The sequence below is a fragment of the Limisalsivibrio acetivorans genome (assembly GCF_000421105.1).
Classification (GTDB): Bacteria; Chrysiogenota; Deferribacteres; order Deferribacterales; family Geovibrionaceae; genus Limisalsivibrio; species Limisalsivibrio acetivorans.
This window is the reverse complement of the sequence record NZ_ATWF01000001.1, coordinates 1530493-1554498: the sequence shown is the minus strand read 5'-3', so window position 1 is coordinate 1554498 and position 24006 is coordinate 1530493. Positions and strand designations below refer to the sequence as shown.

General features: G+C 49.3%; 20 protein-coding genes, 2 pseudogenes and 1 riboswitch. Of the genes and pseudogenes, 1 reads left to right on the top strand and 21 read right to left on the bottom strand.

Going from position 1 to position 24006, the window contains the following annotated elements:
• The 8 genes from K300_RS0107360 to K300_RS0107320 form a co-directional block, all read right to left on the bottom strand.
• Entirely contained in the window at positions 1-1032 is a 1032-nt protein-coding gene (locus tag K300_RS0107360) for a sensor histidine kinase (RefSeq protein WP_022851024.1), read from the bottom strand.
• 1 nt (position 1033) lies between these two features.
• On the bottom strand, positions 1034-3934 hold the full coding sequence (locus K300_RS0107355) for a PAS domain S-box protein (RefSeq protein ID WP_022851023.1): 2901 nt from the start codon (positions 3932-3934) through the stop codon (positions 1034-1036).
• Positions 3921-5471: a hypothetical protein gene (locus K300_RS16825; RefSeq protein ID WP_022851022.1), complete on the bottom strand. Its 1551-nt coding sequence runs from the start codon at positions 5469-5471 to the stop codon at positions 3921-3923. The genes K300_RS0107355 and K300_RS16825 overlap by 14 nt, the downstream gene beginning before the upstream one ends.
• On the bottom strand, positions 5471-7384 hold the full coding sequence (locus tag K300_RS16730) for a TonB-dependent receptor (protein ID WP_022851021.1): 1914 nt from the start codon (positions 7382-7384) through the stop codon (positions 5471-5473). Before K300_RS16730 ends, K300_RS16825 begins: the two co-directional genes overlap by 1 nt.
• A 32-nt stretch (positions 7385-7416) precedes the next feature.
• On the bottom strand, positions 7417-9351 hold the full coding sequence (locus K300_RS16155; protein WP_022851020.1) for a DUF4465 domain-containing protein: 1935 nt from the start codon (positions 9349-9351) through the stop codon (positions 7417-7419).
• A 114-nt stretch (positions 9352-9465) separates the two neighbouring features.
• Positions 9466-9628, bottom strand: a riboswitch (cobalamin riboswitch).
• Entirely contained in the window at positions 9626-10378 is a 753-nt protein-coding gene (locus tag K300_RS16725) for an ABC transporter ATP-binding protein (RefSeq protein ID WP_051135295.1), read from the bottom strand. (Overlaps the previous riboswitch by 3 nt.)
• The gene (locus K300_RS14960; RefSeq protein WP_051135294.1) at positions 10375-11364 is read right to left on the bottom strand and encodes a FecCD family ABC transporter permease; all 990 of its coding nucleotides are present in this window, start codon (positions 11362-11364) and stop codon (positions 10375-10377) included. Before K300_RS14960 ends, K300_RS16725 begins: the two co-directional genes overlap by 4 nt.
• A complete protein-coding gene (locus K300_RS0107320; RefSeq protein ID WP_022851018.1) occupies positions 11331-12110 on the bottom strand; it encodes a helical backbone metal receptor in 780 nt (259 codons plus the stop codon). The genes K300_RS14960 and K300_RS0107320 overlap by 34 nt, the downstream gene beginning before the upstream one ends.
• A 127-nt stretch (positions 12111-12237) precedes the next feature.
• Between K300_RS0107320 and K300_RS16720 the strand changes: the two genes are divergently transcribed.
• Positions 12238-12414 (top strand): hypothetical protein, encoded by a 177-nt coding sequence (locus K300_RS16720; RefSeq protein ID WP_022851017.1) that lies wholly within the window; start codon positions 12238-12240, stop codon positions 12412-12414.
• Positions 12415-12419: 5 nt separating this feature from the next.
• On the opposite strand, the pseudogene K300_RS17165 reads toward K300_RS16720, so the two are convergent.
• The 13 genes and pseudogenes from K300_RS17165 to K300_RS0107265 form a co-directional block, all read right to left on the bottom strand.
• Positions 12420-12749 (bottom strand): annotated as a pseudogene (locus tag K300_RS17165) (methyl-accepting chemotaxis protein); the annotation flags it as partial.
• Between the two features lie 372 nt (positions 12750-13121).
• Positions 13122-13628, bottom strand: a pseudogene (locus tag K300_RS17160) (PAS domain S-box protein); the annotation flags it as partial.
• A 237-nt stretch (positions 13629-13865) separates the two neighbouring features.
• Positions 13866-15377, bottom strand: a complete 1512-nt coding sequence (locus K300_RS0107305) for a cytochrome c3 family protein (protein WP_022851015.1) — start codon at positions 15375-15377, stop codon at positions 13866-13868.
• 66 nt (positions 15378-15443) lie between these two features.
• Positions 15444-15761 carry an ATP synthase F0 subunit C gene (atpE, locus tag K300_RS0107300; protein ID WP_022851014.1) on the bottom strand — a complete coding sequence of 106 codons (318 nt, stop codon included), beginning with the start codon at positions 15759-15761 and terminating at the stop codon, positions 15444-15446.
• A 27-nt stretch (positions 15762-15788) separates the two neighbouring features.
• Positions 15789-16460: a F0F1 ATP synthase subunit A gene (gene atpB / locus K300_RS0107295; RefSeq protein WP_022851013.1), complete on the bottom strand. Its 672-nt coding sequence runs from the start codon at positions 16458-16460 to the stop codon at positions 15789-15791.
• Positions 16460-16813, bottom strand: a complete 354-nt coding sequence (locus tag K300_RS0107290) for an ATP synthase subunit I (RefSeq protein ID WP_022851012.1) — start codon at positions 16811-16813, stop codon at positions 16460-16462. Before K300_RS0107290 ends, atpB begins: the two co-directional genes overlap by 1 nt.
• Positions 16797-17042 carry an AtpZ/AtpI family protein gene (locus K300_RS0107285; RefSeq protein ID WP_022851011.1) on the bottom strand — a complete coding sequence of 82 codons (246 nt, stop codon included), beginning with the start codon at positions 17040-17042 and terminating at the stop codon, positions 16797-16799. Before K300_RS0107285 ends, K300_RS0107290 begins: the two co-directional genes overlap by 17 nt.
• A gap of 6 nt (positions 17043-17048) precedes the next feature.
• Positions 17049-17378, bottom strand: coding sequence for a P-II family nitrogen regulator (locus K300_RS0107280; RefSeq protein WP_022851010.1), 330 nt, complete (start codon positions 17376-17378; stop codon positions 17049-17051).
• On the bottom strand, positions 17375-18643 hold the full coding sequence (hemL, locus tag K300_RS0107275) for a glutamate-1-semialdehyde 2,1-aminomutase (protein WP_022851009.1): 1269 nt from the start codon (positions 18641-18643) through the stop codon (positions 17375-17377). The genes K300_RS0107280 and hemL overlap by 4 nt, the downstream gene beginning before the upstream one ends.
• A 114-nt stretch (positions 18644-18757) precedes the next feature.
• The gene (locus K300_RS16820; protein ID WP_162139867.1) at positions 18758-18937 is read right to left on the bottom strand and encodes a hypothetical protein; all 180 of its coding nucleotides are present in this window, start codon (positions 18935-18937) and stop codon (positions 18758-18760) included.
• Between the two features lie 543 nt (positions 18938-19480).
• Positions 19481-19744: a hypothetical protein gene (locus K300_RS16715; RefSeq protein WP_162139866.1), complete on the bottom strand. Its 264-nt coding sequence runs from the start codon at positions 19742-19744 to the stop codon at positions 19481-19483.
• A gap of 258 nt (positions 19745-20002) precedes the next feature.
• Positions 20003-22600 (bottom strand): choice-of-anchor D domain-containing protein, encoded by a 2598-nt coding sequence (locus K300_RS0107270; RefSeq protein WP_022851008.1) that lies wholly within the window; start codon positions 22598-22600, stop codon positions 20003-20005.
• Positions 22601-22724: 124 nt separating this feature from the next.
• Entirely contained in the window at positions 22725-23822 is a 1098-nt protein-coding gene (locus tag K300_RS0107265) for a sensor histidine kinase (protein ID WP_022851007.1), read from the bottom strand.
• Between the last annotated feature and the right edge of the window lie 184 nt (positions 23823-24006).

Genomic DNA, 24006 nt, shown 5'->3' with positions numbered 1-24006 from the left:
CTATAACACTCTGTTCAGTATAATCCTTTGGATATATTCCCCGCCGGATGTTTCCGTTTCAAGCCACCCCCCCATCCTTTCGACGGTATCGCGGGCTATCATCTCTGTGAGTTCTACATATGACATGGATTCCAGACATTTAGGTGATCGAAAGCTTAAAATGATGCGTGTATCGTTCTCCGGGTCTTTTTCTATTTCAGCCCTGCACCTCTTCTTCTCGCCACTTAAGGAGGCGGCGTTATCGAGCAGTATGGTAACGATCCTCTCAAGCTTTGCAGAATCACACACCACACCGGTTACCTCGCCTGGAGGGCGCTCTATGTCCAGCACAAACCCGGGATAGTTATCGGTTGTTTCATCGACCGACTTCATAACTGCGCCATATATATCCGCAGTTCCAGTCTCCAGCTTTTCGAAAAGGCTTAGTGTACCCAGATCAAAGAGCTCGTTGGAGAACCTGAGAATATCCTTTGCCGCGGAATCGATGTTTTTGAAGTACCTTCTTATTTTTTCGGACGAAACCTTGTCCAGACGTTCTATACCAAAGGCTGAGTAGCTCAGTATCATATGCAGAGGCTCCCTCAACTCCTTCGCTATTCCGGAGATGAGGGAGGATTTTACGCTGTCTGAGCGTTTGAGTTTATCCATCTCTGAATTAGAGCTTCGGTATTCGTCAATGATTCCTGAGTAATCCTCTATTAGGCCGGCAACATGCCCTTCGCTGCCGAAGGGGAAAAAAACACAGCGGCAGTGTATAATATCCCCTCTGCGATGGATGTATCTCTTGTCCAAGCGCAGGCTCTCTTCTTCGTTCTGTTTCATGTTGATAATCCGTTCAACTTCCCTTTTATAATCCCCCGGGTGAGAGATATCCGAAGGCCTGAGGGCTGTAAGTTCATCCTCTTTGTAGCCCAGAAGTGAGCAAAAGGCGGCGTTGACCGCTTCGAAACAACTACCCCTCCTACTGAGTGCGGCGGCCAACGGGATATCCTTAAATCTGAGGTTGAATTCATCTATAATATTTTTATCCATGTCAGCTCCGAAGGACTATGGTAAAAACAGCTCCCCTGCTGTCATTTCTAACATGGAGGAGGCCGTCCATATCCTTTTCAATGATCCTTTTGGCTATATAAAGACCGAGCCCGTGGGAGTCTCCGCTGCCGGAGTAGTAAGGTTCGAATATCTTGTTAAAGTCTTTCTCGTGCACACCGCCGCCGTTATCGGATATCCTTACGGCGATGCTGCCATCCAGCGAAAAGGTTTCTATTTGAACCCTTGGTTCGGTAATTTTCCTTTCGGTAAGGGTGTTTACAGCGTTGGTCAATATATTCATAAGAACCTGGGAGAAGCGGGAAGGATTCCCCTTTACCCTCTTGTCAAAGCTGAAATCCTGAACAAAGCTGATCCCTCTGCTGTTCATAATACTCTCGGCAACTGCGGCTGTTTTTGCGGAAACCTCTGCGGCGTTGAAATGCCCTGTACCTGAGTCGGGTGCGGTTACCGTATCAAGATCCTCAAGCCTTTCATCCATAAAAACAAGTATCCGGTTCATCTCCTCCAGCGTTTCGGAGAGGGACTTGATATCCGGCGGCTCCTTGCAGATATGGGTGCGCATATCCTCCGTCCCTTTGATAACCTTATTGAGTGAGGGTTTCCATTGTCCGGAGATGTTAACCAGCATCTCACCCATAGCAGCAAGTTTCGCCTTGTGCATAACCATGCTCTCTTGTATAGACTGCTCGGTTATGTCAACGGCAAGACCGATGAAGCATGGTCTGGAGCTTAGGAATCCGGCAGAGCCGAATATGCGAAGATTTTTAAAGGAACCCTCCCTGTGCAGAGCTTCCAAAGATGAAGCACTGTACCTCATCCGGCCGGTTAAAACACTTTCCATTGAGGATAGCAGAGTACCGATGTCCTTCTCGGCGATTATCCCCTCCGGGAAGGTCTCCCCTTTAAGCTCCCCCTGAACATAGCCCAGCATCGCCTCAAAGGCCGGGTTGCTGTATTCCAGCTCACCATCCTGGGCGATAAAAAGCCCTGCGGGGGAGTTCTCTGATAGTAGCCTGAAAAGCCTTTCACGTTCCCTCAGAAGTGTCTCGCTCCTTCTTTTCTCCGTTATATCCCTGCCCATGAGTAGAAAGGCGGGGGCATCGTCGTAATCCACCAGACCTATACTGAATTCCAGCAACCGCTCATCCTCCCCGCTTCCCGAAGAGCACTCCAGCGTTGTACGCTGGCCGGGCTGGAGACGGAGGAATGTCTTTTGCAGGTCGTTTCTATCGGCATTCCAGTTAAGATCGTATATGCTCCATCCCTCAACTGAGCCAGGATTGATGGACAAAGCCAGCGATGCGGCATCATTAATCATTATAATCCCGCCGCTAAAGCTGTGGAGGATAACAGGCTCGGGAGTCTGTTCCACCATCTGCCGGAAGGTGTTTTCGCTTCGCTCAAGGCTTTCACTCACCTTCTTCAGTTCACGTGTTTCCCTTATGAGCTGTTCCTTAAGTGCGGAGATGTCGCTTCCGAACTCACCTTTGTCCGTTTTTATCCGTTTAAGGGCGCAGCCGGCTCCGTATGATATGGTTTTGAGAAGGTAGAATATCTCCTCGGGGATGTCGAACAATTCATCCGATGCGAGATTGATAGATATCTCGGTCTTCCCGTCAAGGTGAACGGGGATTGAGATCAACGTCTCCATCGATTCGGCTTCCACAAGGCTTCGTACCCTGGGATCGATGTGTGTGAAGTTTATCATAGGGTCTTTGAAGGATAGGAACCTGTGAGCCGGATGCTCCTGGGTTACTGTTTCTGTTAATACCGCAAAATTCTCTGATATACCGAAGTGGTGACCCAGCCTGTAGGATCCGTCCTCCTCTCTCAGGTATGTTCCGGCATACTTAACAAAGGGAATCTCCTTTACAATGCTAATTATATTAAGGCTTACCTCACCCACCCCCGAAGCGGATTTGATGCTCCTGGCAAACCTTTCCATCATTGAGGCGGCCGCCTTTGAATACTTACTGTCTGATATATTCCTGATAAGAAAGGTGAGTTCACCACCCGAGCTTGAGGACAGAGAAAGGTGAACCCGCAGGATTCTTTCGGCTGTTTTAAGAGATAATGAAACCTCACCTGCCCTCTCAAAGAGGCTGGTACTGAACCCTGGAAAGATCTCTGCCGCACTTTCTCCTGCTCTGATACTGAATTGATGAGCCGCCGCCTGGCTTACTCTGGTTATGAGACCGGTGTTTTTATTGATGCTTATAAGCGGAAGACGCTCATTCTCCTCCATCTTCTCCTGTTGAGCTTCTTCAAAGGGCTTAACGGTTATAACAGCGGCCACACGGCCATTAACTTCGCCGTAGCTGGCATTCAGCGCCGCCTCAACGGTGCCACTCTCTGTAGTTATGCTAACGGTGGGTGCAGGCATCTTTGTGCCCATTGCAAATAGAGAAATGCGGGGCCTGCTCTCTTCCGTCACGAAATCGCTGAAGCTTGTCCCCCGCACCTCCGCCTTCGAATAGCCCAGAAGCTTAGAGAGTCCGGAGGAGGTATACTCGATAATACCGTTAACAGTTACGGCGAACAGGAGCGAATCATGCTGGGTGAGCAGTGTCAGATAGGATACTTCCGGAGGGAGAGGCTTGACCTCTGACTTCTCAAGGGTCAGGATAATATCCTCCCTCTTCTCCATATGAACAGAGACAATGAGAACACTTCCAGATGAATTAATTATTACCGAGCTGTAGTCCCTTAAGGTATCAGCTTCACCAGCCTCATTAAGGAAGTCATCCGCAAAGGTTTCCCCAAGTTCCTTGGTGGACTCAAGCTTATCGCTGAATCCCGTTAATGAATAGAGGCTCCTGTTTGCAAAAAGAATATCTCCGCAGGGTGAGCAAATGATAACAGGCTCATCAACCAGCTCCAAAGCCTTGAGGGCTGTTCTTGTGTCTATGTCTTTTTCCCCTCTTGTCTCTATTGTATGATAATATATTAAGCTTTTGGAGCATTCTTTGCAATACAACAGCGAGAAGAAGTAATGGAACACTGAAAAATGATGAGCCGGCAGAGCACCCCCCGCCTCCGACACCTGCGTTTCCGTTTTCGGGTATCTCTATACTTTCGGCCTCTGCAATCACGATAACACGTCCGTTTATAACGCCGTCCGCATCCAGACTGGAGCCGTCTGAAATAAATAATTCTGCACATCCGTCCGTAAGGTTATGCTCTTTTACACCACCGGAACTACTCTGTGTCCTGATACTTCCGACGGTTATACTGGAGCATGCCTCAGCGCTCAGCTCAGGTGTTTCATAGTTGAGTATGAAGCTCCCCTGTTCGAAACCTGCTGCGTTCAGATGATCGGACGATGTGATGGTCAGGGATATTTCACCGTTTGTCAGCGGAACCACTCCGCTAGCCATTTCATCAGCGTCCGCCATGCCGTTTCCGTTGAGGTCCGAACCATCGGTGATTAGTGATGCGGTCTCTATGCCGTATCCATTCCGCTCTGTCAGTTCGGGGGTGAAGCATACCTCCTCCCCGATTACGGAGGATAAGCCCGATGCATCCACAAAGATGGCCTGAACACATGCCTCATCGCCGTTGATGAAAAGGGAGCGGGGGAGGGGAAGAACAGGATTCTCCGTTTCGGTATGGATTATGGGGGTATCGTTATAAACCGTGAACTTTGCCCCGGCCATGGGCTCATTATCCGGATCGCTGTAGTTCGAAAGGGATACGAGGGCGGCATAACCCTCCGGATAAGAGATACTGGTCTCGGGGGGTGACGGTGGTGAACCCTCGGATTCCGCGAAGTATCGAACGGATACTCCGTCCAGATCAAAACCTGCGGAGGATACCGTTGGATAGGGGTCGAAAATAATGTTCCCTTCGGAATCTGTGGAGGAGCCGTCACCTATTATATCAACTATGCGCAGGCAGTTTATCTCCTCAGGCGCTTCTTCGATGCCGGATATATCAAAGGGTGTTCCGAGACCGGCCTTGTACTTCCCTGCGAGGTTGTATATATCCGTGGGGTCGCTTTTGCCGTAGGCGGAGACGGGGCCGGGTGTTAGCGATACAGCTGGGAACCGCAGGAAGCTTTCGCAGTCTTCGCTTATCTCCACAAAAGCAAGCTCCAGAAAATCGGGTGCGAAGGAGTTCTCGTATACCGCTATATCCCAGCCGGGGCCGTCTATGAATGGTCTTTCAAAGCTCAGGGTAATGCTCCCCCCTCTGCCGAGGGATACAACGGTGTCCGCTTTCCCTTCGGCACGACCGAGGGCGTTTGCGGTGTTCATCCATGTGGAATCCACCTCCGAGCCGGGTGAGTAGTCTATGACCGTTTGCGCCCAGCCTGCTATATCCTCAGAGTCTAAGGGTATTCCCCCTTCATCGGTGTAGGGGCCGGCGAAGGCGAGGGATGATACTATGAGAAGGATTGCCGTATATAGAACTTTCATCAGAATTCAACCTCCGCTCCGGCACGGAACGTCCTGCCGGGCATGGGATAGTATGTTTCGCTGTAGGCGGCGGATTCGTATCCCTCATCGAATATGTTGTCCGCCGAGGCTGTGAGGCGTATGTTCTTGTACTTGTAAGATATATTAAGTCCAAACACTCCGTAGGCATCGAGACCGGCGTAATCCCGGGAGCCGGTATCGTTTCCATCCAGCCTAGAGGAAACGTATACGGCATCGGCCCCTAAGAGAAGACCCTCGCCAAGAGAATACTTTAAAACCGCCGTTGCTTTATGTTCAGGTACCAGAGGTATCTGTCTGCCGGAGTTTTTAAACTTTGCATCGGTATATGTGTAGGTTCCCTTAAGCCTCAGCTGTGCGAATGATTTCGATGCTGAAATCTCCGCTCCCTTCCGCATTGTTTTGTCGCCGTAGTTTCTGTTCAGCGGTTCACCCGATTCATCCTCGCCGTAGTACAGTTCATCATCGATAACTATGGCGAAGAGGGATGCTGAGAGATTTGTGTCATTGGCCGAGTAGCGGATTCCTGCATCTGCATGGAGTCCGGTCTGGGGCTTAAGCTCCTCCGCCGCCTTGGCGTATTCATCGGTGTTAGGCATGCGGAAGGAGCGGGCGAAGGATGCAAAAAGGTTATAATCCCCCATATCGTGCACTGCTCCGAGCTCCCAGGAGTACTCGGAGTTTTCCCTGCGGTGCTCCTCACCGTTTATCCAGATCTTCTCGCCGGAGAAGCTTTTATGTGAGTCTTCACGGTAAATGCCGGAATGGATGGAGTATCTTATCCCTGCAGTCAGAAGTGTTCCGGGGGCTATTTCCGATTCTGCGCTTATAAATACACCGCCGCTTCTGGTATTGGAGTTATGTCTGGAGCCGGAGGAGGGGTCGGACCTTACGTAATCCGACATGAATATATCTCCACCTGCACTTATCTCAGTAGTTCTGCCGAAAACTTCCCTTTCCGTTGTGAGAACAAGGCTCAGATCCGCCGTATCCTCCTCAGTAAGCCCCCTCTGTTCGTCTATGGGGAGCAGGGGGGAATAGCCCATTACGAATGGGGAATGACGCTTGGCGAAGCCCGCTTTTGCGTTAATCTGGTATTCTCCGATAAATTTTTCCACATGGAACAGGGCACGTTCATTCGATGTATCGCCGTAATCATCGGGGCGGCCGGCTGAATCTCTGTCACCATCAAGGTCATCGATGGAAACACCGCCCGGGAGCCCGTAGGAGCTGTCTGTGAAGCTTAGTCTGGCGCCGTAGGTGAGGGTGTAGTCCGGTTCGAAGGTGAAGGAGGCGGAGCCTGTCTTGTGCTTCTCCCATCCATTATCCCTGAAACCCCCGGTTTGATAGCTCTTTGCGAGGAATTTAAAAATAAAGCCATCACTCTCTCCACCTGTAATGAATGCAGCGGACTTCTCATCATAGCTTCCGTATTCACCACTGAGGGAGGATTTAGATGATTCTTTGGTGATAATATTAACAACACCGCCGACAGCTCCGTTCCCGTAGGATGTCTGCCCGCTGCTTTTGAGGATCTCTACCCTTTCGATATCCTCAACAGGGATCGATTTAAGGTCTGCACCGCTCATGTCAGCATGGTTGATACGTACACCATCCACGAGGATAACCACCGATGAGGCGGCTGTGTCCCCCATTCCTCTGAGATCGATTACCGTTCCACTCCCCAGACTGCGAACCGTTGCGCCGGTGTACATGGCGATAAGCTCCCCTGCACTCACTGCGCCCGATTCGGCAATATTATCTGGTGTGATGACGCTCGCCGCCGAAGGGATATTCTCCGCATAGGAACCTGTTCTTCCCGCGGTTACAACGTATTCCTCAAGGGTGTAGGAACGATCCCGGCCGGTTGCGGTTCCGACCGGGATCACAAGCATTGTGAGTGCTATACAGAGCGAATATATGGCTTTTATTGCTCTTTCCTTCTTATTGTTATTACTCCGAGGGAGAGTGCGAGCAGGAGCCAGCCGAGGGAGTCGCCTCCACCCGCTGAACATCCACCCCCGCCACCGCCGGAGCTGGTGTCATCATCTGTGCCGGTATCTTCGTCAACGGTTCCGGCGGCAAGGATAAGGTTGATCTCGCCGTTTTCAAGACCGTCGGTATCGTATACCCCGCCGTCATAGGCTGTTATGCCGAAATAGTTTGAGGCGGTTATGCCGTCCTCAGCTTCCTGCCATCCTGTTGCTTTTCGGATGAAGACCGTATCGGCGCCGTTAAGCCCGTTTTCGGGATATATATTTATATCCGCCTGCTGACCTTCGGCTGTTATGCTCACCGAAGGGGTAGCGAATGTATAGGCGGCTCTCTCTGTAACTGCCTCGGCACTCAGGGATTTAAGCGTTCCTGAAAGTGCTGTAGCTGTAATGGTCTCACCGTTGTTAGTTATGGTTGAGAGTGCATTATCCTGGAAGGCATCGGGGGTTCCGTCATCATCGAGATCCGCCGTTGCGGGAGCTTCATGGTCATCGGAAACTCCGTTGCCGTTGAGGTCGCTGTTTGAAAGCTCTGCGGAGTTGATATAGTCTAGGGCGGCGTAGGCGGGTGTATTCAGCCCGAAATCGCCCATATCCGAGCCGGAAAAGCTCACCGTGACATCCTTCACATCGCCGAGGGGGCTTAAGTCAACCCACTTCCAGCTTCTGAGGATATAGTCATCACCACTCTCTTCGAAGCGGTAATCGGCGAGATAAACATCAACACTCCCCGTGGCGTTACCCTCTGCATCCCTGCCTGTGAAGGTTGCCTTGAACCAGTCGGGGTCGTCCTCCGTTTCACCGCCGAACTTCTTGGCAAAATCATCACCCTCAAGCATGCTCCAGAAAGCGTAGGCGGTGTTTGTTATATAGAGACCGGATACGCTCCCCTCTGCAGGGAGGGTTATTACGGGCTCGGCGGTGTATCCGCTGTAGGCCACTGCGTAGGTGTCGGATAGTACGCCTCCCCCTGTTACGGCGGCATACTGGTTCATGTAGCCCTTCGTTGCGGGTGCATCCACCGATGAAAGGGCGAAGCCCTCCCAGCTCATCCAGTCTGCGTTGTAGTTGTTTGCAAAGCGGAGGTTACCCGATATGTATTCGCCGGAAACATCCGAGCCGTTTTTGTAGGAACCCGCAGTTGTGGAAGTATCCTCGAAGCTGATCTGTTCCGTTTTTGCGTTGAAGTTATCCAGAACAAAATAGGCGGGGGTGTTCATACCGAAGTCACCCATGTCGGAAGAGGCGAATTCAAATTCAACGGTTTTCACATCGCTGCCCAGCTCTGAGAGATCGAACCACCGCCAGTTGTTGACGATATAGTCATCCTCCCCGCGGTAATCTGCGAGGTAAAAGTCTGTTCTCCCCGTTTCGGTTCCAGTTTCGTCATATCCCACTGCGGTTACGGCGTACCAGTCGGGATCCTCCCCTATTTCACCGCCAAACTTCTTGGCGAAGTCGTCTCCGTGCTTCATGGAGTTGTAGGCATAGGTGGAGTTGCTTATGAAGAAGCCTGTGACCCTGCCGCTCTCGGGCATGGTTATCTCAGGGGCTTCGGTGTAGCCGTTGTAGGCAACGCCGTAGTTGTCTGAGGCGTTAATTCCGCTCCCTGTGATTGCAGAATACTGGTTTGACCAGTCCGCAGTTTGGTTGTCGGTTACGTTGGAACAGGCGAAGCCGTCCCAGCTCATCCAGTCTGCGTTGTAGTTGTTGCCGAAGATGATTCCGTTGCTTATGAGATCACCGGAACCGTCGGAGCCGTTCCAGTATGATTCGTTGTCCAGGCTTATATCCTCAAATCCTGTGAAAGATGCAAAGGCACTGACAGCACACAGGATAATGAGGAGTGTAGAGGCTATTACTCTCAATGTAGAACTCCTTTGTAAGATTATAGGTATACGGGTGCTTGATTGAACGGGTTTAATTGAAGATTAATATCGGAATGACAGCATGGGTACCTCCTTATCCGCGTAAGGTTTTAGTACTTTGAGATCCCCCGTCCGGGTATCCTGACTCGCCATCCTCCTAGTCGCCCCCCTTCCCGCCATAAGGCAGTGGGTTCCAACGGGCTTTCGTCCGGCTTACAGTTGCGGGACAGTGCCGGATTTTCACCGGACTTCCCCGAAACGGAAAATGTTTGGCTCAAAAGTCTATGAAGAATCTACCATCAACGTAGAATATATTCAAGTCTGTATCGTAGAGCTCGCTCAATCTCTCTTTGAGACCGCTGTAAGGCTCTTTCATTTCAAGAAGTTTTTTACCATCAACGAAGCCTGTCAGGGTGTTGCCCATCCGGACTGCCATGTTAAGGTCGTGTTCAACTATAACCACGGTACGTCTCACTTTGAGCTCAAGCAGTATCTCCATGATACGTTTGCGGTAACGTGGGTCAAGGTTTGCTGTGGGCTCATCGAGGGCAATAACAGGGGTATCCTGCGCCACAGCCCTTGCTATGAAAGCTCTCTGCTGCTGACCGGAGGAGAGGCTTGTTATACAGTCTCCACGGCGTTTTAGCAGACCCACAACATCGAGGGCGTGCTCCACCATCCGATTGTCCTCTTCGGTGAGTATGCCGAATCCACCCGTATACGGGTAGCGACCGGTGGCCACGATGTCCTGTACTGTATGCCCCGCCACGCCCCTATTTGCCGGACCCACATAGGAGATGAGCTTGGCAGTCTCCCGCTCGTCAAGCTCACTTATATTGTGCCCGTTGATGTGTATCTTTCCTTCGAAATCTTTGATTATTCCGCATATAAGCCTCAACAGGGTGGACTTTCCGCTTCCATTTGGACCAATTATCATGCCGATCTCACCCGTCGGAAGGCTGAGGCTCTCCACATCGAGGGTGAAGGAATCCCCGTAGCTGAAGTTGAGGCCGTTTATCTCTATCACAGAACCTCCCTCCTGAGCACACGGATAAACACAGGCGCACCGATGAGAGCAGTAACAGCACCCACGGGAACCTCAACGGGGAAGAAAACCGTTTTGAAGAAGGTATCTGTCACAGCCACAAAGAGACCACCCATAAAGAAGGCGAAGGGCATGGATATGCGGTGGTCCCCCCCTGTGAAGCGTTTGATAATATGCGGAACCACGATCCCCACAAAGCCGATGGAGCCGCATAGGCTGACGCTTATGGCTGTTATAGCCGAGCCGGTGAGAAATATGCGCTTACCCAGACTGGTTACACTTATCCCGGAGTTCACAGCCGTTTCATCACCAAGGGTATATATGTTAAGGCGGGCGGAATCGAGATACAGAAGCAGGCTGAGCAGGGATACGGCTATTAGAGATATCACCGCAGAATTAAATCCCACAAGGGTTGTATCCCCCATGTACCAGAGTACGAGGTTCTTTGTGAAGTGCTCGCTCATGACAGAATTAACAAGGGATATCACGGCGGAGAACAGAAAGTTAAGCCCAACTCCGCCTAGTATAAGTGTCGATGGGCTGAAACTGCGGAACCTCCCGGAAAAGCCGTAGACAGCGAAAACCGTTAATGCGGCAAAGGCGAAGCTGAATATCTGCCTTGCAAAGATGAACTCCGCCCCGATGAGCATTGCCAAAACCACACCCACGGCTGCTCCACCCGATATGCCGAGTGTAAAAGGCTCAGCCAGCGGGTTTCGGAAATAGGTCTGGAAGGCGAGTCCCACAATGGACAGGCCGCCGCCCACCATGAAATCCGCCATAATGCGTGGTACTCTGAGCTTTGAAATTATTATTCCGCCGTCAGCGATCCTGTGTGGGGGTATGAATTCCCCTCCGAAGGAGAGTGCGAGCCAGCACCCGGCAAAAGATAGGGCTGAGAGTATCAAAAAAAGGATTGTGAGGCGTGTGGGGGTTATTCCGCCAGTCTTTGCCGAAGATCCAGACATGCCCTGCCTATCCTTGAGGATGCTCTGCTGTAAAGGTCAGCGTCCACCTTTATAACCTTTGAGGTGAGCTTAAGGCGCCCAAGCTTGTCCTCAAACTCCTTAATCGATGCGCTCCCGGGAACTATGATCACATCGGGGTTGAGCCTGTATATCGATTCGAGGCTGGTTTTAGGATACTTCGCTCCGCTCGCCTCAAGCAGATTCCGTATCCCGGCACAGCTCATGGTATCGTTGATAAAGCTTCCTGCGCCAACTGCGAAAACGGGGTCCGTGGACACCAGATAAAGCCCCTGAACGGTCTCCTCCGGCTTACTGCGGAAGGTTTTGAGTATAGGCTGGATAACATCGGAATGGTCGGTTCCGGTTATTCCGGCGATCTCATCAATCATATTCAGGATCTCGCCAAGGTTATCCGCCTTGAAGAACCGGTTCTTTATCCCAAGGCTGTCCAGCTTCTCCTTGAGGGCCTTGGTGTATCCCTCACGCATGCCGAGTACATAGTCAGGATTCAGGCTCAGAACCTTCTCAAGGCTGGGTCTGCTGTATCCACCCACACTCGGTTTTTGAGCCGCCTCCAGGGGATAGTTGCAGAATTCGGTAACCCCCGCCACCTTTTCACCAGCGCCTAGGGCGTACAGGATCTCGGTGATGTTAGGCGCAAGGCTTATAATCCTCTGCTCTGCATAGGAAAAAGAAGCGATAAGAAAAATTGTTAGTAGTACGGCGAATTTTCTGACCATGGGCATTTATACATAATGTTCGGCGTGAAGAAAATCTATTTTTTTATATGGATGGGGTACATCTGTTTTAAAACTGTTGAAAGAGCCCCTTAAGCCGAATAGAATAGGGCGCTAAAAAATACGGGGGGAGATAATGAAACTTACCGCACCTAAGTTTATCACATGGCTTCTAGGAACCTTTCTTGGGGTTCTCGGGCTACTTATGGAATTTAATATAGTGAGCATATCCGGAGTATCTCTGAACTCTTTCTGGCTCATCGTCTCCGGCTTTGCTGTTCTCGCTCTTGCACCGCTTTTTGCAGGTCTGTAAATACCTTAGAAGCTGAATTCCTCAAGGTAGGAGTTCAGCTTTGAGGTTGCCTCATCGATATTCCGGCAGTTCCCCTGGATGCTGTCGAAGTAGTCCTTGAGCTTCTCACCCTGCTCCTTGGAGTTCTCCACGTTCTCCACCATGGTAATCGCCTTCCCTCTTATGCTTGAGATGATGTCGGATATCTCGCTCGTGGATGCCTGACTACGCTCGGCGAGTTTCCTTACCTCGTCTGCAACCACAGCAAAGCCCCTTCCCATCTCACCAGCCCTTGCAGCCTCGATGGAGGCGTTTAGCGCAAGCAGATTAGTTTGATCAGCTATATCCTTGATAAGCCCGACGATCCCCTCAATCTCAGCAGAGGAGGATTCCAGAGCGTTGCTTATCTCCTCAAGGGAGCCGAGACCCGATACGAAGTCGTTCTCATGCCACATTGTCATTATGTCCACATCACTGTTTATCTTTGAGGAGAGATCGGAGGCGGAGGCGGAGGATTCATTGATTGCAGAAAGTATTTCGTTCAGGTTGTGCACTATCTGATTAACCGGCTCCTCAAGCTGTTTCAGCTCGCTGTCTTCACTAAGGTGGAGCTCTTCGGTGATGTTCCTGTTTGCGATCTGTTCAAGGGCTGCGATTATGGGGGCAGACTCCTGCATCATGTATTCACGCCTGCGCTCAAACTCCTCCTCACGACTCTGTACAAAGCCAAAGGTGTGGGAGAGCTGTCCGTTTTTGAATATGGGTACTACAGTTACAAACACGGGTATCACATGACCGTTTCTGCTGGTTACCTGTGCTTCCTTTGAACCGGAATGTCCTTCATCCTCAAAATACTTAACAGTTTTGCAGACCTGACAGTCTGTAGGGTCGTTTGGTGAGAACATGCGACCAGCATCCGCCGGCCCTTCCACTTGTTCTACCTCAGAGGCGGACCAACCTATCATGTCAAGGAGTACATTGTTGTAGTAAAGAAACCGCCTCTTCGGGTTAACGGCAAAAACAGCCGAAGGGAAGTCGTTGAGGGGGGCTTTAAAGAAATCTGCCTCGGATTGCTTAATATCCCTGAAAAGACCTGCAAGCTCCTTTGCAGAGCCTTCATTTATTGTCTTCTCCACATTATCATCGGTAATGAAAAAGCCCTTCTCAAGCTCTTCTCTGATAATATCTCTCAGTACATCCCTTTCATCGTTATTTCTACCGCTGAAAAATCCCATTCAGAACCCCTATATTCAAAAATTATCATTTAATCTATCATTTAATCGAATATGTGGCAAGTTAAACCAAGGTTAAGAACACTCGCTTTAGAGCGAATTATAGTACACCTGTAACTCATTATTTCTAAGGCATAATATATTGAGCAGATGGGTAAACGTAATGATTTTTACCGATTATAAACAAAAAAAAGGCGGCTCTTAATGAGCCGCCCTTAAGTTATTAATTGTTAAAGAAAGTTATTTAGCGTGGCATGTGTTGCAGGATCTGCTCACTCTTCTTTCCTTGTGGCAGTCGATGCAGAGTTTATCGTGGAATGCGTTCTTCATCCCCTTAACCTCTCCAATCTCTACCTTGAGTGTGCCCATTTCAGGCTCGGCGTGGCACTCGGTACATGCAAGGTTCTCTGCGTGCATCTTGTGCTGGAATATAACAGCTGGCTTTGAGGGGTCTGCAACGTATCTTTCGGCAAGATTTATGGTGTCCACAGCCTCCACAATCTCCATGTGCTCGGGAGAGTTGATCGGTCCTGCGGGCTCCTCCTCCTTCTCCTCTTCTTCGTGCATAGCCTGCTGATCAGCATGGGGAAGAAGTTTGTCCTCAACGGGAACTGTCCAGTTGTGGATCTCTTCCTCAAGCTCTGCGGCTTTTTCGAAGAGCATGTCGAAGTACTCTGGGTTATGTACACCCTTGGAACCTTCTCTCTGAAGGATCTTCACGATATCGTTGTATTCGTTAAATATAGCCATTCTGCCGGGCTCCATATGCTCTCTCTGCTCAAAGAGGGGCTTGTATCTCTTGTTAAGAGCTTTAAGCTTCTCTTCATAGTCCTTTTGGATATCGAAGAGCATCTGGCCGTAGAAGGCATCTCCGTGACAGTTTATACATCCGTCGGAGTTGGGGGGAGTGTAGGCATCCATGTGGCAGTCACCGCATTCAAGGCTTGCCATATACCAGGGAAGCTCTTCCACGCCCTCAACAAGTGTCCCGTTCTGAACCTCTTCGTTCATGGTGTGGCACGCGGCACAGTCTTCGTTTGCAGGTATGGTTTCATACTCCGCCCGGACCTCATCGTGGCACTCGAAACATGTGTCCATTTCGGGACGATTGTAGAGTTCGCCGCCGTGTGCAACGCCGAGGTGGCATTCTGCACAGACAAGGCCGGCATCTTCTGTATGTACTTTATGGTTAGGCTCGACACCGCCGGTCACGCCGTCGGAGAGTATGTCGGGCATACCGTAGGATTCTCTGTAATCGGGGTTGTAAACTTCATCGATATGTCTGAAGTGTGCACCGATGGACATGATGTTCTCTCTGCGGAATTTTTCATTGTATTTATCCGTATGACAGAAGAGACAGGTCTCATCAGGTGCGGCATGCTCCGCTGCATGGGGATCGCTGGCAGCATGGGTGAGCATTTCGATCTTCGTTTCCTCTGAAGCGAAAACCTCATAAACCAGGCTTTTTGTGCCTGCAACAACGTGTGCGTAAAGGTAACCCATTACTCCGGGTTCGCCGTGACAGTCAAGGCAGCTTACATCAACCTTGCTGTGGATGTTCTTATCCCAAGTGTAGTATTCGCCCAAGACTCCAACATGTTCCTCGGGATGACAAGTTCTACAGAACTTTGCCGTACTGGTCATATGCATTATCTGCACTCCGCCCACAGCTCCGGCAGTTACAATAAAAACAATAGCCAGAACAAATATGAGAGGATCCTTACGGCTGAATTCCTTTAGTTTCCGCCACATAACAGCCTCCTAGAAAATAACAAACAAAGGGGCTCCCCGCTGGGAAGCCCCTGATTAAAGCCTTGATTAAACCACGAAGAGCAGGATAAGTGCTACAACGAGGGCGTAGATAGCGAGTGACTCGATAAGTGCAAGACCGATAATCATGGTAGTGGAGATTTTACCGGAAGCGCTAGGGTTTCTGGAAATACCTTCAACTGCGCTGCTGATAGCTTTACCCTGTCCCATACCGGTACCGAATGCTGCGATACCCATACCGAAGCCTGCTGCGATGTAGTGAGCCCACTTGTAGGTTTCGCCGCCGTTCTCTGCTGCGAAAGCGCTCACTGAGAAAAGAGCCATTACTGCTACTACGTTAAGTACGATTCTTACTGCTTTGGACATTTGGTGTTCCTCCTGGTTATGTTTATCCTAGTGTGCTTCTTCAAGTGCACCACTGATATAGATCATTGAGAGCATCATAAACACATACGCCTGAAGGGCGCCTGTGAAAAGACCGAGAAAAAACATCGGCAGAGGTACAATGTAGGGAACCAGCATGAAAAGGATGATGATTACCAGATCCTCACCGAAGATGTTACCGAAGAGACGCATGGAGAGCGAAAGGGGCCTAGCAAGGTGGCCGATAACCTCGATAACGAACATAAGGGGCGCAAGCAGAGCCACAGGGCCCATGAAATGCTTGATATAGCCCGCACCGTGTTTTCTGAAGCCGATGAACTGATAGGTAAGAAAAACCACAACGGCAGGTGCAATGGTGGTGTTAAGGTTTGACGTGGGGGCAAGGAATCCGGGTACGAGTCCCATCCAGTTTGAAAATAGGACGTATACTCCGATTCCGAAAATGAGGGGTACGTAGGGCCTTCCCTCTTCTCCCATGATGTCCACACCCATGTTGTAAACACCGCCGACCAGCAGTTCAAAGACATTCTGGCCTCTTCCGGGAACCTCACTACTGGCACGCATGGCCATGGTTCCGAGAAGGAGAGTTAGTAAAAGTACGATAAAGGTCATGATGACATGCCAATAGGTATGCGATATACCCATGGGCAGCAACATGGAAATGTTAAGTGGGTGTTGCATTAGTCGTTCTCCCGAAAGCTTTTATATAACACAACCGCCGGTATACTAATGGGTATTATGGAGAGCCCAACGAGCAGTCCGACCACGTTCGCACCGTAAAATTCAATGGCAGCCCAGAGGATTGCGCCAGTGATAAGCAGCCTGATTTGAGAGTTCAGGACTGCAAACCCGAAGGAACCCCCTTCAAGCATTCCAGTGACTTTGCGGGCGAGGGCGTAAAAGTTCAATACAGCCAATATGTAGCCGTATAGAACCCCGGTTGCTAATTCTATTCCCAGCTTGAACCTGCATACTGTATACAATATAAGAAAAAAGATCAACGATATAATGAAAATTTTATTCGCTGTCTTCATCGAACAGCCCAGCCTTGCGCATGAAATAAAACATATTTTTGAATCCTGCGGCGATACCTAAAACCATGAATATCAGAGTAAGATACGGTTTTGTACCGAAGGTGCTGTCCAGCCAGACTCCCATCCCCGTTCCTATAACTATACTGAAAACAAAGGACATTCCAATTGAACTGGCGTGCAGAAGCTTGTCCGCCTTCTTGGTTTTGCTCTCTTTATCCTTATTCAGCATTCCTGTTTATCTCCCTGAAAGTCCGTAGGTTTTATGGATATCCTGAAGGAAGGCTACCCCTGTTCCGGGCTCGTCGAAATGGATGATCCTGTCGAGCCCCTCCATGAAGTCCTCCGCAAGGGCATCGTCTATGGTGGTGAGGATAGTCTTATTGTTAGCTCTCGTGCCCACCATAAGATCACGGAAGCCGGCGAAGATCGGTATGTCGTAGGCGAAGATCTTTCCCATCCCCACCGAGTCCACGACTGTACCACCCTTAACGCCGGATTCCACGAAATATTCGATAACTTCTTCAAGAAGTTCTGTCTTGTTCAAAACGATAATTACAAGTTTCATCCAATCTCTTTGAGGCTGTCGTAATGTGCAGCCAGTGTTTTTTCGATATCCGCTTCACTGTGAGCCGCAGAAACAAACATGCACTCAAACTGTGCGGGGGCGAGGGCGATTCCCCTCTTAAGCATGGCGTGGAAAAACTTGGCGTACTTGTCTGTATCGGTCTTTACAGCGTCACTGAAAGCGTGAACACCACCCTCAACGAAGAAGAGGCAACCGAGTGATTCTATGCTGTTGAATGCGTATTTAAGGCCAAGCTTTTCGCTGTTTTCACGCATGCCGTTCCAGAGTATATCAGCCTTTGACTTAAGATTTTCATAGAAGCCGGGCTGGTTAAGCTTTTTAAGCGTTGCGATACCAGCAGCACAGGCAAGGGGGTTTCCGGCGAGGGTTCCAGCCTGATATACGGGGCCAGTGGGTGAAACCATCTCCATGAGTTCCTTTTTTGCACCGTAAGCACCAACAGGAAGACCGCCGCCGATGATCTTACCCATTGTTGTGATGTCGGGAGTTACGCCGTAATACTTCTGTGCGCCGCCGGAGCTGAGGCGAAAACCGGTGATAACCTCGTCGAAGAGAAGTGTTGCGCCGTTTTCATCACAAAGTTCACGAAGTCCTTCAAGGAAACCTTTCTCGGGGAGTACGAGCCCCATGTTGCCTGCAACAGGTTCCACAAGTACGCATGCGATCTCGTCCTTGTTCTCCTTGAATAGGTCACGCACGGTGGCGAGGTCGTTGTACTGGGCAATAAGTGTATGTTTTGCGAAATCCTCGGGTACACCGGGGCTGCTGGGCTGGTTGAATGTGAGCGCACCGCTTCCCGCTTTAACAAGCAGGCTGTCGGAGTGGCCGTGGTAGCAGCCTTCGAACTTGATGATCTTGTCACGCTTGGTATATGCCCTGGCAAGACGTATGGCACTCATGAGTGCCTCTGTGCCGGAGCTTACGAGGCGTACCATGTCGACGCCGGGAACCATCTCTGTTATCATCCTTGCCATATCAAGCTCCTGCTTTGTGGGTGTGCCGAAGCTTGAGCCTTTGTCTGCGGTTTCCACGATGGCTTTGTAGACATCCTCGTCACGATGGCCAAGGATCATGGGCCCCCATGAGCTTACATAATCGATGTACTCCTGACCATCAACATCGTATACCTTAGAGCCCTTCGCACTCTCTATAACCACAGGGTCGCCCCCTACTGAGCCGAAAGCCCGCACCGGACTGTTTACACCGCCGGGCATGTAGTTTAGCGATTCCTTGAAAATATCCATAATAATCCTCCCATGAATTAAATTTTGAGGTAATGAATTTATAAAGGATCATGGGAATGCATACAAGGGAAAGTGCAGGGATAATCTATTTATGGAATTTACCTTGGTCTGATTTTATCTATGGAATTTTCCATCCATGGAAATTCCATTGCCGCTTCGCTTGGCAAAGCCTTCGCTCCGCTTACTTCCGTTACAGAATATGAAGCATAGCTTCATATTCCTCACTTCAGGGCTTCCATCCATGGAAGCCTGTTGCGTATCAACCTTATTTGCATGATTAGTATAAAATTTCATGGACGAAAGCTCGCTTGCGTAAGTGAGAAGGAAGTCTCTTTCTTCGAACGGCAGAATATTTTTCATGGACGGGAAATTATTCAGATAGATTAAGGTGGGTTTTTGAGGGGTGCGGGGAACTTTGTTCCCTAAAAAGTTCCCTGCGATCTTTTGCTTTCATACTTAAATTAGAAATTAGTCACTAATTTATGTGTTTCGTGCTAAAGCACGCCATACTTTTGGCGCAAAAGTATGCAAAATTATTCCCTCAGGGTTTTTAATCCGTCATTGTTATCAGCATTTAAATAAAATACTGATAACTGATAACGGTTCCCTCGCTTCGTACTCCCTTTTCCTGAATATTTCCTGATTCTGAGGAGGTTATTAACTTATCACAGATAACCGAAGCCATTATTCATACATTCAGCAATGGTTATCGTGCGGGAAATATTCCTGGCGGAAAAGTAAGCACTTGCTCGGCTTAAAAACATTCGGGGGAAGAAAAGAAAGGGACGTGGTCACAATATCTTAGTGTCGTGAGTTATGATTACTGGCAAAACAGGTTCACACGGGGCACGTTGTTTTGCTCGCATCGGGCACGTGACAGCATGCCTTATAACGATCTGCGTCGTAATTGGTCTGATTTAATCTATGGAATTTTCCATCCATGGAAATTCCATTGCCGCTACGCTTGGCAAAGCCTTCGCTCCGCTTACTTCCGTTACAGAATATGAAGCATAGCTTCATATTCCTCACTTCAGGGCTTCCATCCTTGGAAGCCTGTTGTGTATCAACATTGATGATTATCTTTATTTGAGTGATTAGCATAAGCTTTCATGGATGAAAGCTCGCTTGCGTAAGTGAGAAGGAAGCCTCTTTCTTCGAACGGCAGAATAATTTCCATGGATGGGAAATTATTCAGATAGATTAAGGTGAGTTTTTGAGGGGTGCGGGGAACTTTGTTCCCAAAAAGTTCCCTGCGATGTTTTTTTAATTAATCTGGGAAATTACGTAGATAAATAAAGAAAGAGCCCCCTCAATTGAGGGGGCTCTGATAACACTATATAACGAATTATGGTCTAACTTTTAGGCTTCCCTTCTTCTGGCGAGCTTGAGCATTCCTGCCAGTGCGAGGAGTGCGATAAGCCAGTTGCTGCCGCTACCTGCGGAGCATCCACCCTGTGGCTCGGTATCCGTTGTTGTTCCGGTATCACCATCTCCGCCGGTATCACCGCCGTCACCGTCTCCGCCAGTGTCGGTATCGTTATCACCGCCGTCTCCGGTGGTATCTTCCTCGATACCTGTTCCCTTGAGTGTGAGAGTTCCTGATGTTCCGACCAGGCTGGTGTTGATATTGATCTTGTTCGTGTAGTTTACAGCCGCAGTGGGGACGAACGTGACGCTGAACTGCTGGCTCTGGGTTGCGGCAAGGGTTATAGGGAGTGATGCCGCCTGATTGAGTGTGAAGGGTGAGGCAACGCCTGTTATGGAGTCTATGGTGTAGTCCACAGAGCCGGTGTTTCTGATGGTGAATGTGAGTGTGTTCCCCTGGCCCACGGTAACGTTATCGAAGTTAAGGGTACCGTCCGTTGCATTGTCACCTTCGGTTATGCTCATATCTGCGGTAAGCGCAGAACCGGAAACGTATATATCTTTGTATCCGGCGTTTGAGTATATGGTGAATTGTGAGTTGAATGTTCCGTTTGTCGTAGGCTTGAAGTCTACGTTAAAGCTCTGCGAGGATGAGGGGACAATCTCGAGGGAGCCTGAGTCGCAGGAAACAAGCTGTTCGGGTATGTTCTTATACTCGAAGGGTGAGTCCAGCTCCTGGAAGCACTTTATCTCGAGCATGTCGTCACCGCTGTTCTTGATGGTGAAGGATTTAGTTACGGTTTCGCCTGTGGCGGTTGTTCCGAAGTTAAGGAGTGCAGGGTTGAGGTCACTTCCATTATCGGGGTTTATGAGCTTTAACTGGGGCTGGCCTAGGGTGAAGCGGATTCCGAAGATGTCAGAACCGCAGGGTTCGTCTTCGCCAGCTCCGCATGTGTTATTGTCGAGGCTCCTTGCATCCTTCCAGACTGAGAGGTACTGACTGTTGGACGTATTGAACGCAACGGAGGGGCTGTACTGGTTGAACTGTGCAGTTGCTATGGGGAAGTTGTCACCCCTGAGTGAGCCGTCGTAGTCGAGGAACTGTCCGTAAACATCGATGTTTTCTATGGAGTTCTCACCAGTACGTGCATCCTGCCATGAAACGAAGTAGCGCTGGTTTACAGGGTCGAAGGTTACAACGGGGTTGGTCTGTTTATGGGTTGAGTCACCGGGGTCTACCCCGATCTGAATGTTGTGGTTGTAGAGTCCTCCTGTGCTGTAAAGGAGCTGACCGTATATCTTGGTATTGTCGTCATCTCTGGCATCTTCCCATGCCACGAGGTGGCGGTTTGAGATACTGTCGAACATGATGCTGGGGTAGTATGCCTCTGTGGTGGTGTAATTATAAACGCCACCTTCGAAGGTGTGGTCTATCCTCTCACTTGTCTTTGCAGAGGAGAGGAACTCATTCATTGTGAGTGAGTAGATATGTGTTTTCACATCCTGGTTAACCTCAGAGTCCTCGCTGAATGAGCAGGATATAAGGCCGCTGTTAAAGTCGCACTGGAGTATGTGGGCGAGTCGCTTAGCTTCGAATACCGCTGTACATTCACCTGTTGAGTCGTCGCAGTCTATATCAGGGTTGTTAAGGTCAACAAACTCTTCGAAATGAATGAGTTCGGGGTCCCAGCCCATGAGCCTGTAATAGACCCTTAGTGATGTTGTTCCATCGTTTATCTGGGGGTTTGAGCTGTGTATAATATTGCTACCGGGAATAACGCCTGCACCGCCCAGATCCAGGTCTGTTGCATCAACGGATACGTAGCCGACATACTTGTTTCTTCCGCTGTTGAAGGGGTAGATAACCGTATCGTTGTCGAAGGCATCATATTGGAGGTAATGGGGAGTGTTTCTCTTCTCGATCCATACCATCACAAGGGTGTCTTTGTTCTTGTTGTACGAAATAGAGGGCTTTTCTCTCAGGATTAGTCCGTCTGTGGCAACTAGCTGGAGATTTTGGGTTAGGGGTGTGAAGCCTACTTCTTTCTCATTCCCGTGGGTGAGCGTGCTTTCATCGCAGGTGTCGGGATAGCCGGCTGGTATATCTATGGTCTTGTAATATACGTATCCGCTGTCGTCATCCCCCCTTGAATCCTGCCACGAGACGATAATAGAACTACTTGAGGGCCTGTACGCTATATCGGGTGCTGTCTGAAGTCCGGGTGAGCCTGATATGATGAACTCATTTCCGCATGTTGTTCCGCTGGAAGTTACAAACTTTCCGTAGAGATCCGAGCCGGTGGTTGTTTCGTTTCTCCAGTCCTCCCATACCACAAACCAGAGCTTATGGCTTTCAATGTATAGAGTAACCGGTTCCTGTTGATCCAGCTCAGCTGTTGCAAGCGGTATCCCGTCACCGTCGTCCTCAAGAGTTCCGAGGGGCTTGTATATCCCGTCCTCGAACATATACTGAATCTCATTAAGAGCAGCGCTTCCACCTGTTTCTGTCTGTTTGTTTTCAACCTCGGAACCGGAACCGCATGATATGACGAAGAAAGCCATTGCGGCGAGTAACAACCCTTTGATACGCATAGGTACACCCCTTATTTGTGTAGAACGTTTATATTTGGTATAGGTACAGCCTTTTTCAAAATCGGCAGATTCGTAAAAAGTATAACAAAAATGACGAGAAAAAAAACTGATTGTGCCTCTCAATTCAGTATAAGGGGAGTTCTATGGAGAATACGGTCCCTGATTGCTCGTCTGTGCTGAATGAGGCCGAGCCCTTAAGATACCTTTCTGTGAGAAGCTTAATGCTGTATGTGCCAAGCCCTCTGCCGATTCCTTTTGTTGAGAATGAGCGTTTGAAGATCTGGAGCTGTACCTCTTTGCGCATGAATCCGGGATTGTGGACAGAGAAAATACCTTTGCCGTTCTTTTGGCTTGAGCTTAGGGTTACGGTTCCACCTTTATGGGTAGCCTCTAGTGCGTTTTTGATCATATTGCCGAGAACACGGTTAACGAGGGTTCTGTCGGAAACGATCTTGAAATCATCGCCGTCGATGGAGACTCGTATGTTTCTGTCCTTGGCAACGCCAAGTTTCTCATAGAAGGTGGCAGCGTTATTAAGCGTTGATAGTGATGAAAATTCCTCTTTATGGGTAGTCAGCTCGCCATTCTCTGCATCTGAGAGCAGTTTTTGGGAGTTGATCTCATCGATAAACGAGTTCGATGTTCTGCCTAGCAGCTGAAGAAGTTCGGAGGCTTCCTCCGCAGTGCAGTCATCGCCGAGCATGTCTACAATTGTCTGGAATCCGGAAAGGATGTTGTTGATATCATGAAAGAAAAGTCTCTCAAGCATCCTTCGTCTGCTCTCTCTGCTTTCGTCACGGATAACGGCAAGAATATAGTATTGTCCGTTCAGTTTTATAGGGGCTGTTTTGACCATCAGCTCCAGCGCATCGCCGTTTTTCTTAAGGATGCTGCACGCCTGCTCGTCTTCATTTCCAGTAAGACTGTTCCTTATGGCTCTGTTTGCTCCGCATTGTGTGCAGAACTCGGTTCTTCCGCAAACATGGGATTCGTCCTCAAGGGCAACACACTGGAAGATCTCACCCGGCAGAAGGCCTTTGATCTCTGATACATCTTTATTCCCAGCAATTTCTCTCAGTTTTGCATTAGATATAACCATTTCACGGTTTTTGTTGAGGAGGGCAATGCCATCGTTTGTGTTGTCCAGAAGTGTTTTCAGAAGAGGACCGCAGTACGATAGCTCTTGGATTAGCGTTTCTTCGCCGGATAAATCATTGTTCATATCAAACCTGCTGCATAATGTGGTGCTTATATGTCAAAGATAACTGTCATTTTTAAATATGCAATAATTATTATCTGATAATCATACAATTTTCTTATGGTTTAATAAAGCAAAAAAGGGATTTTATTGCTAACACAGTCTTTGAATGTTTGATGAAAATGGTTTATAGTCTGGGCAGTTAAAG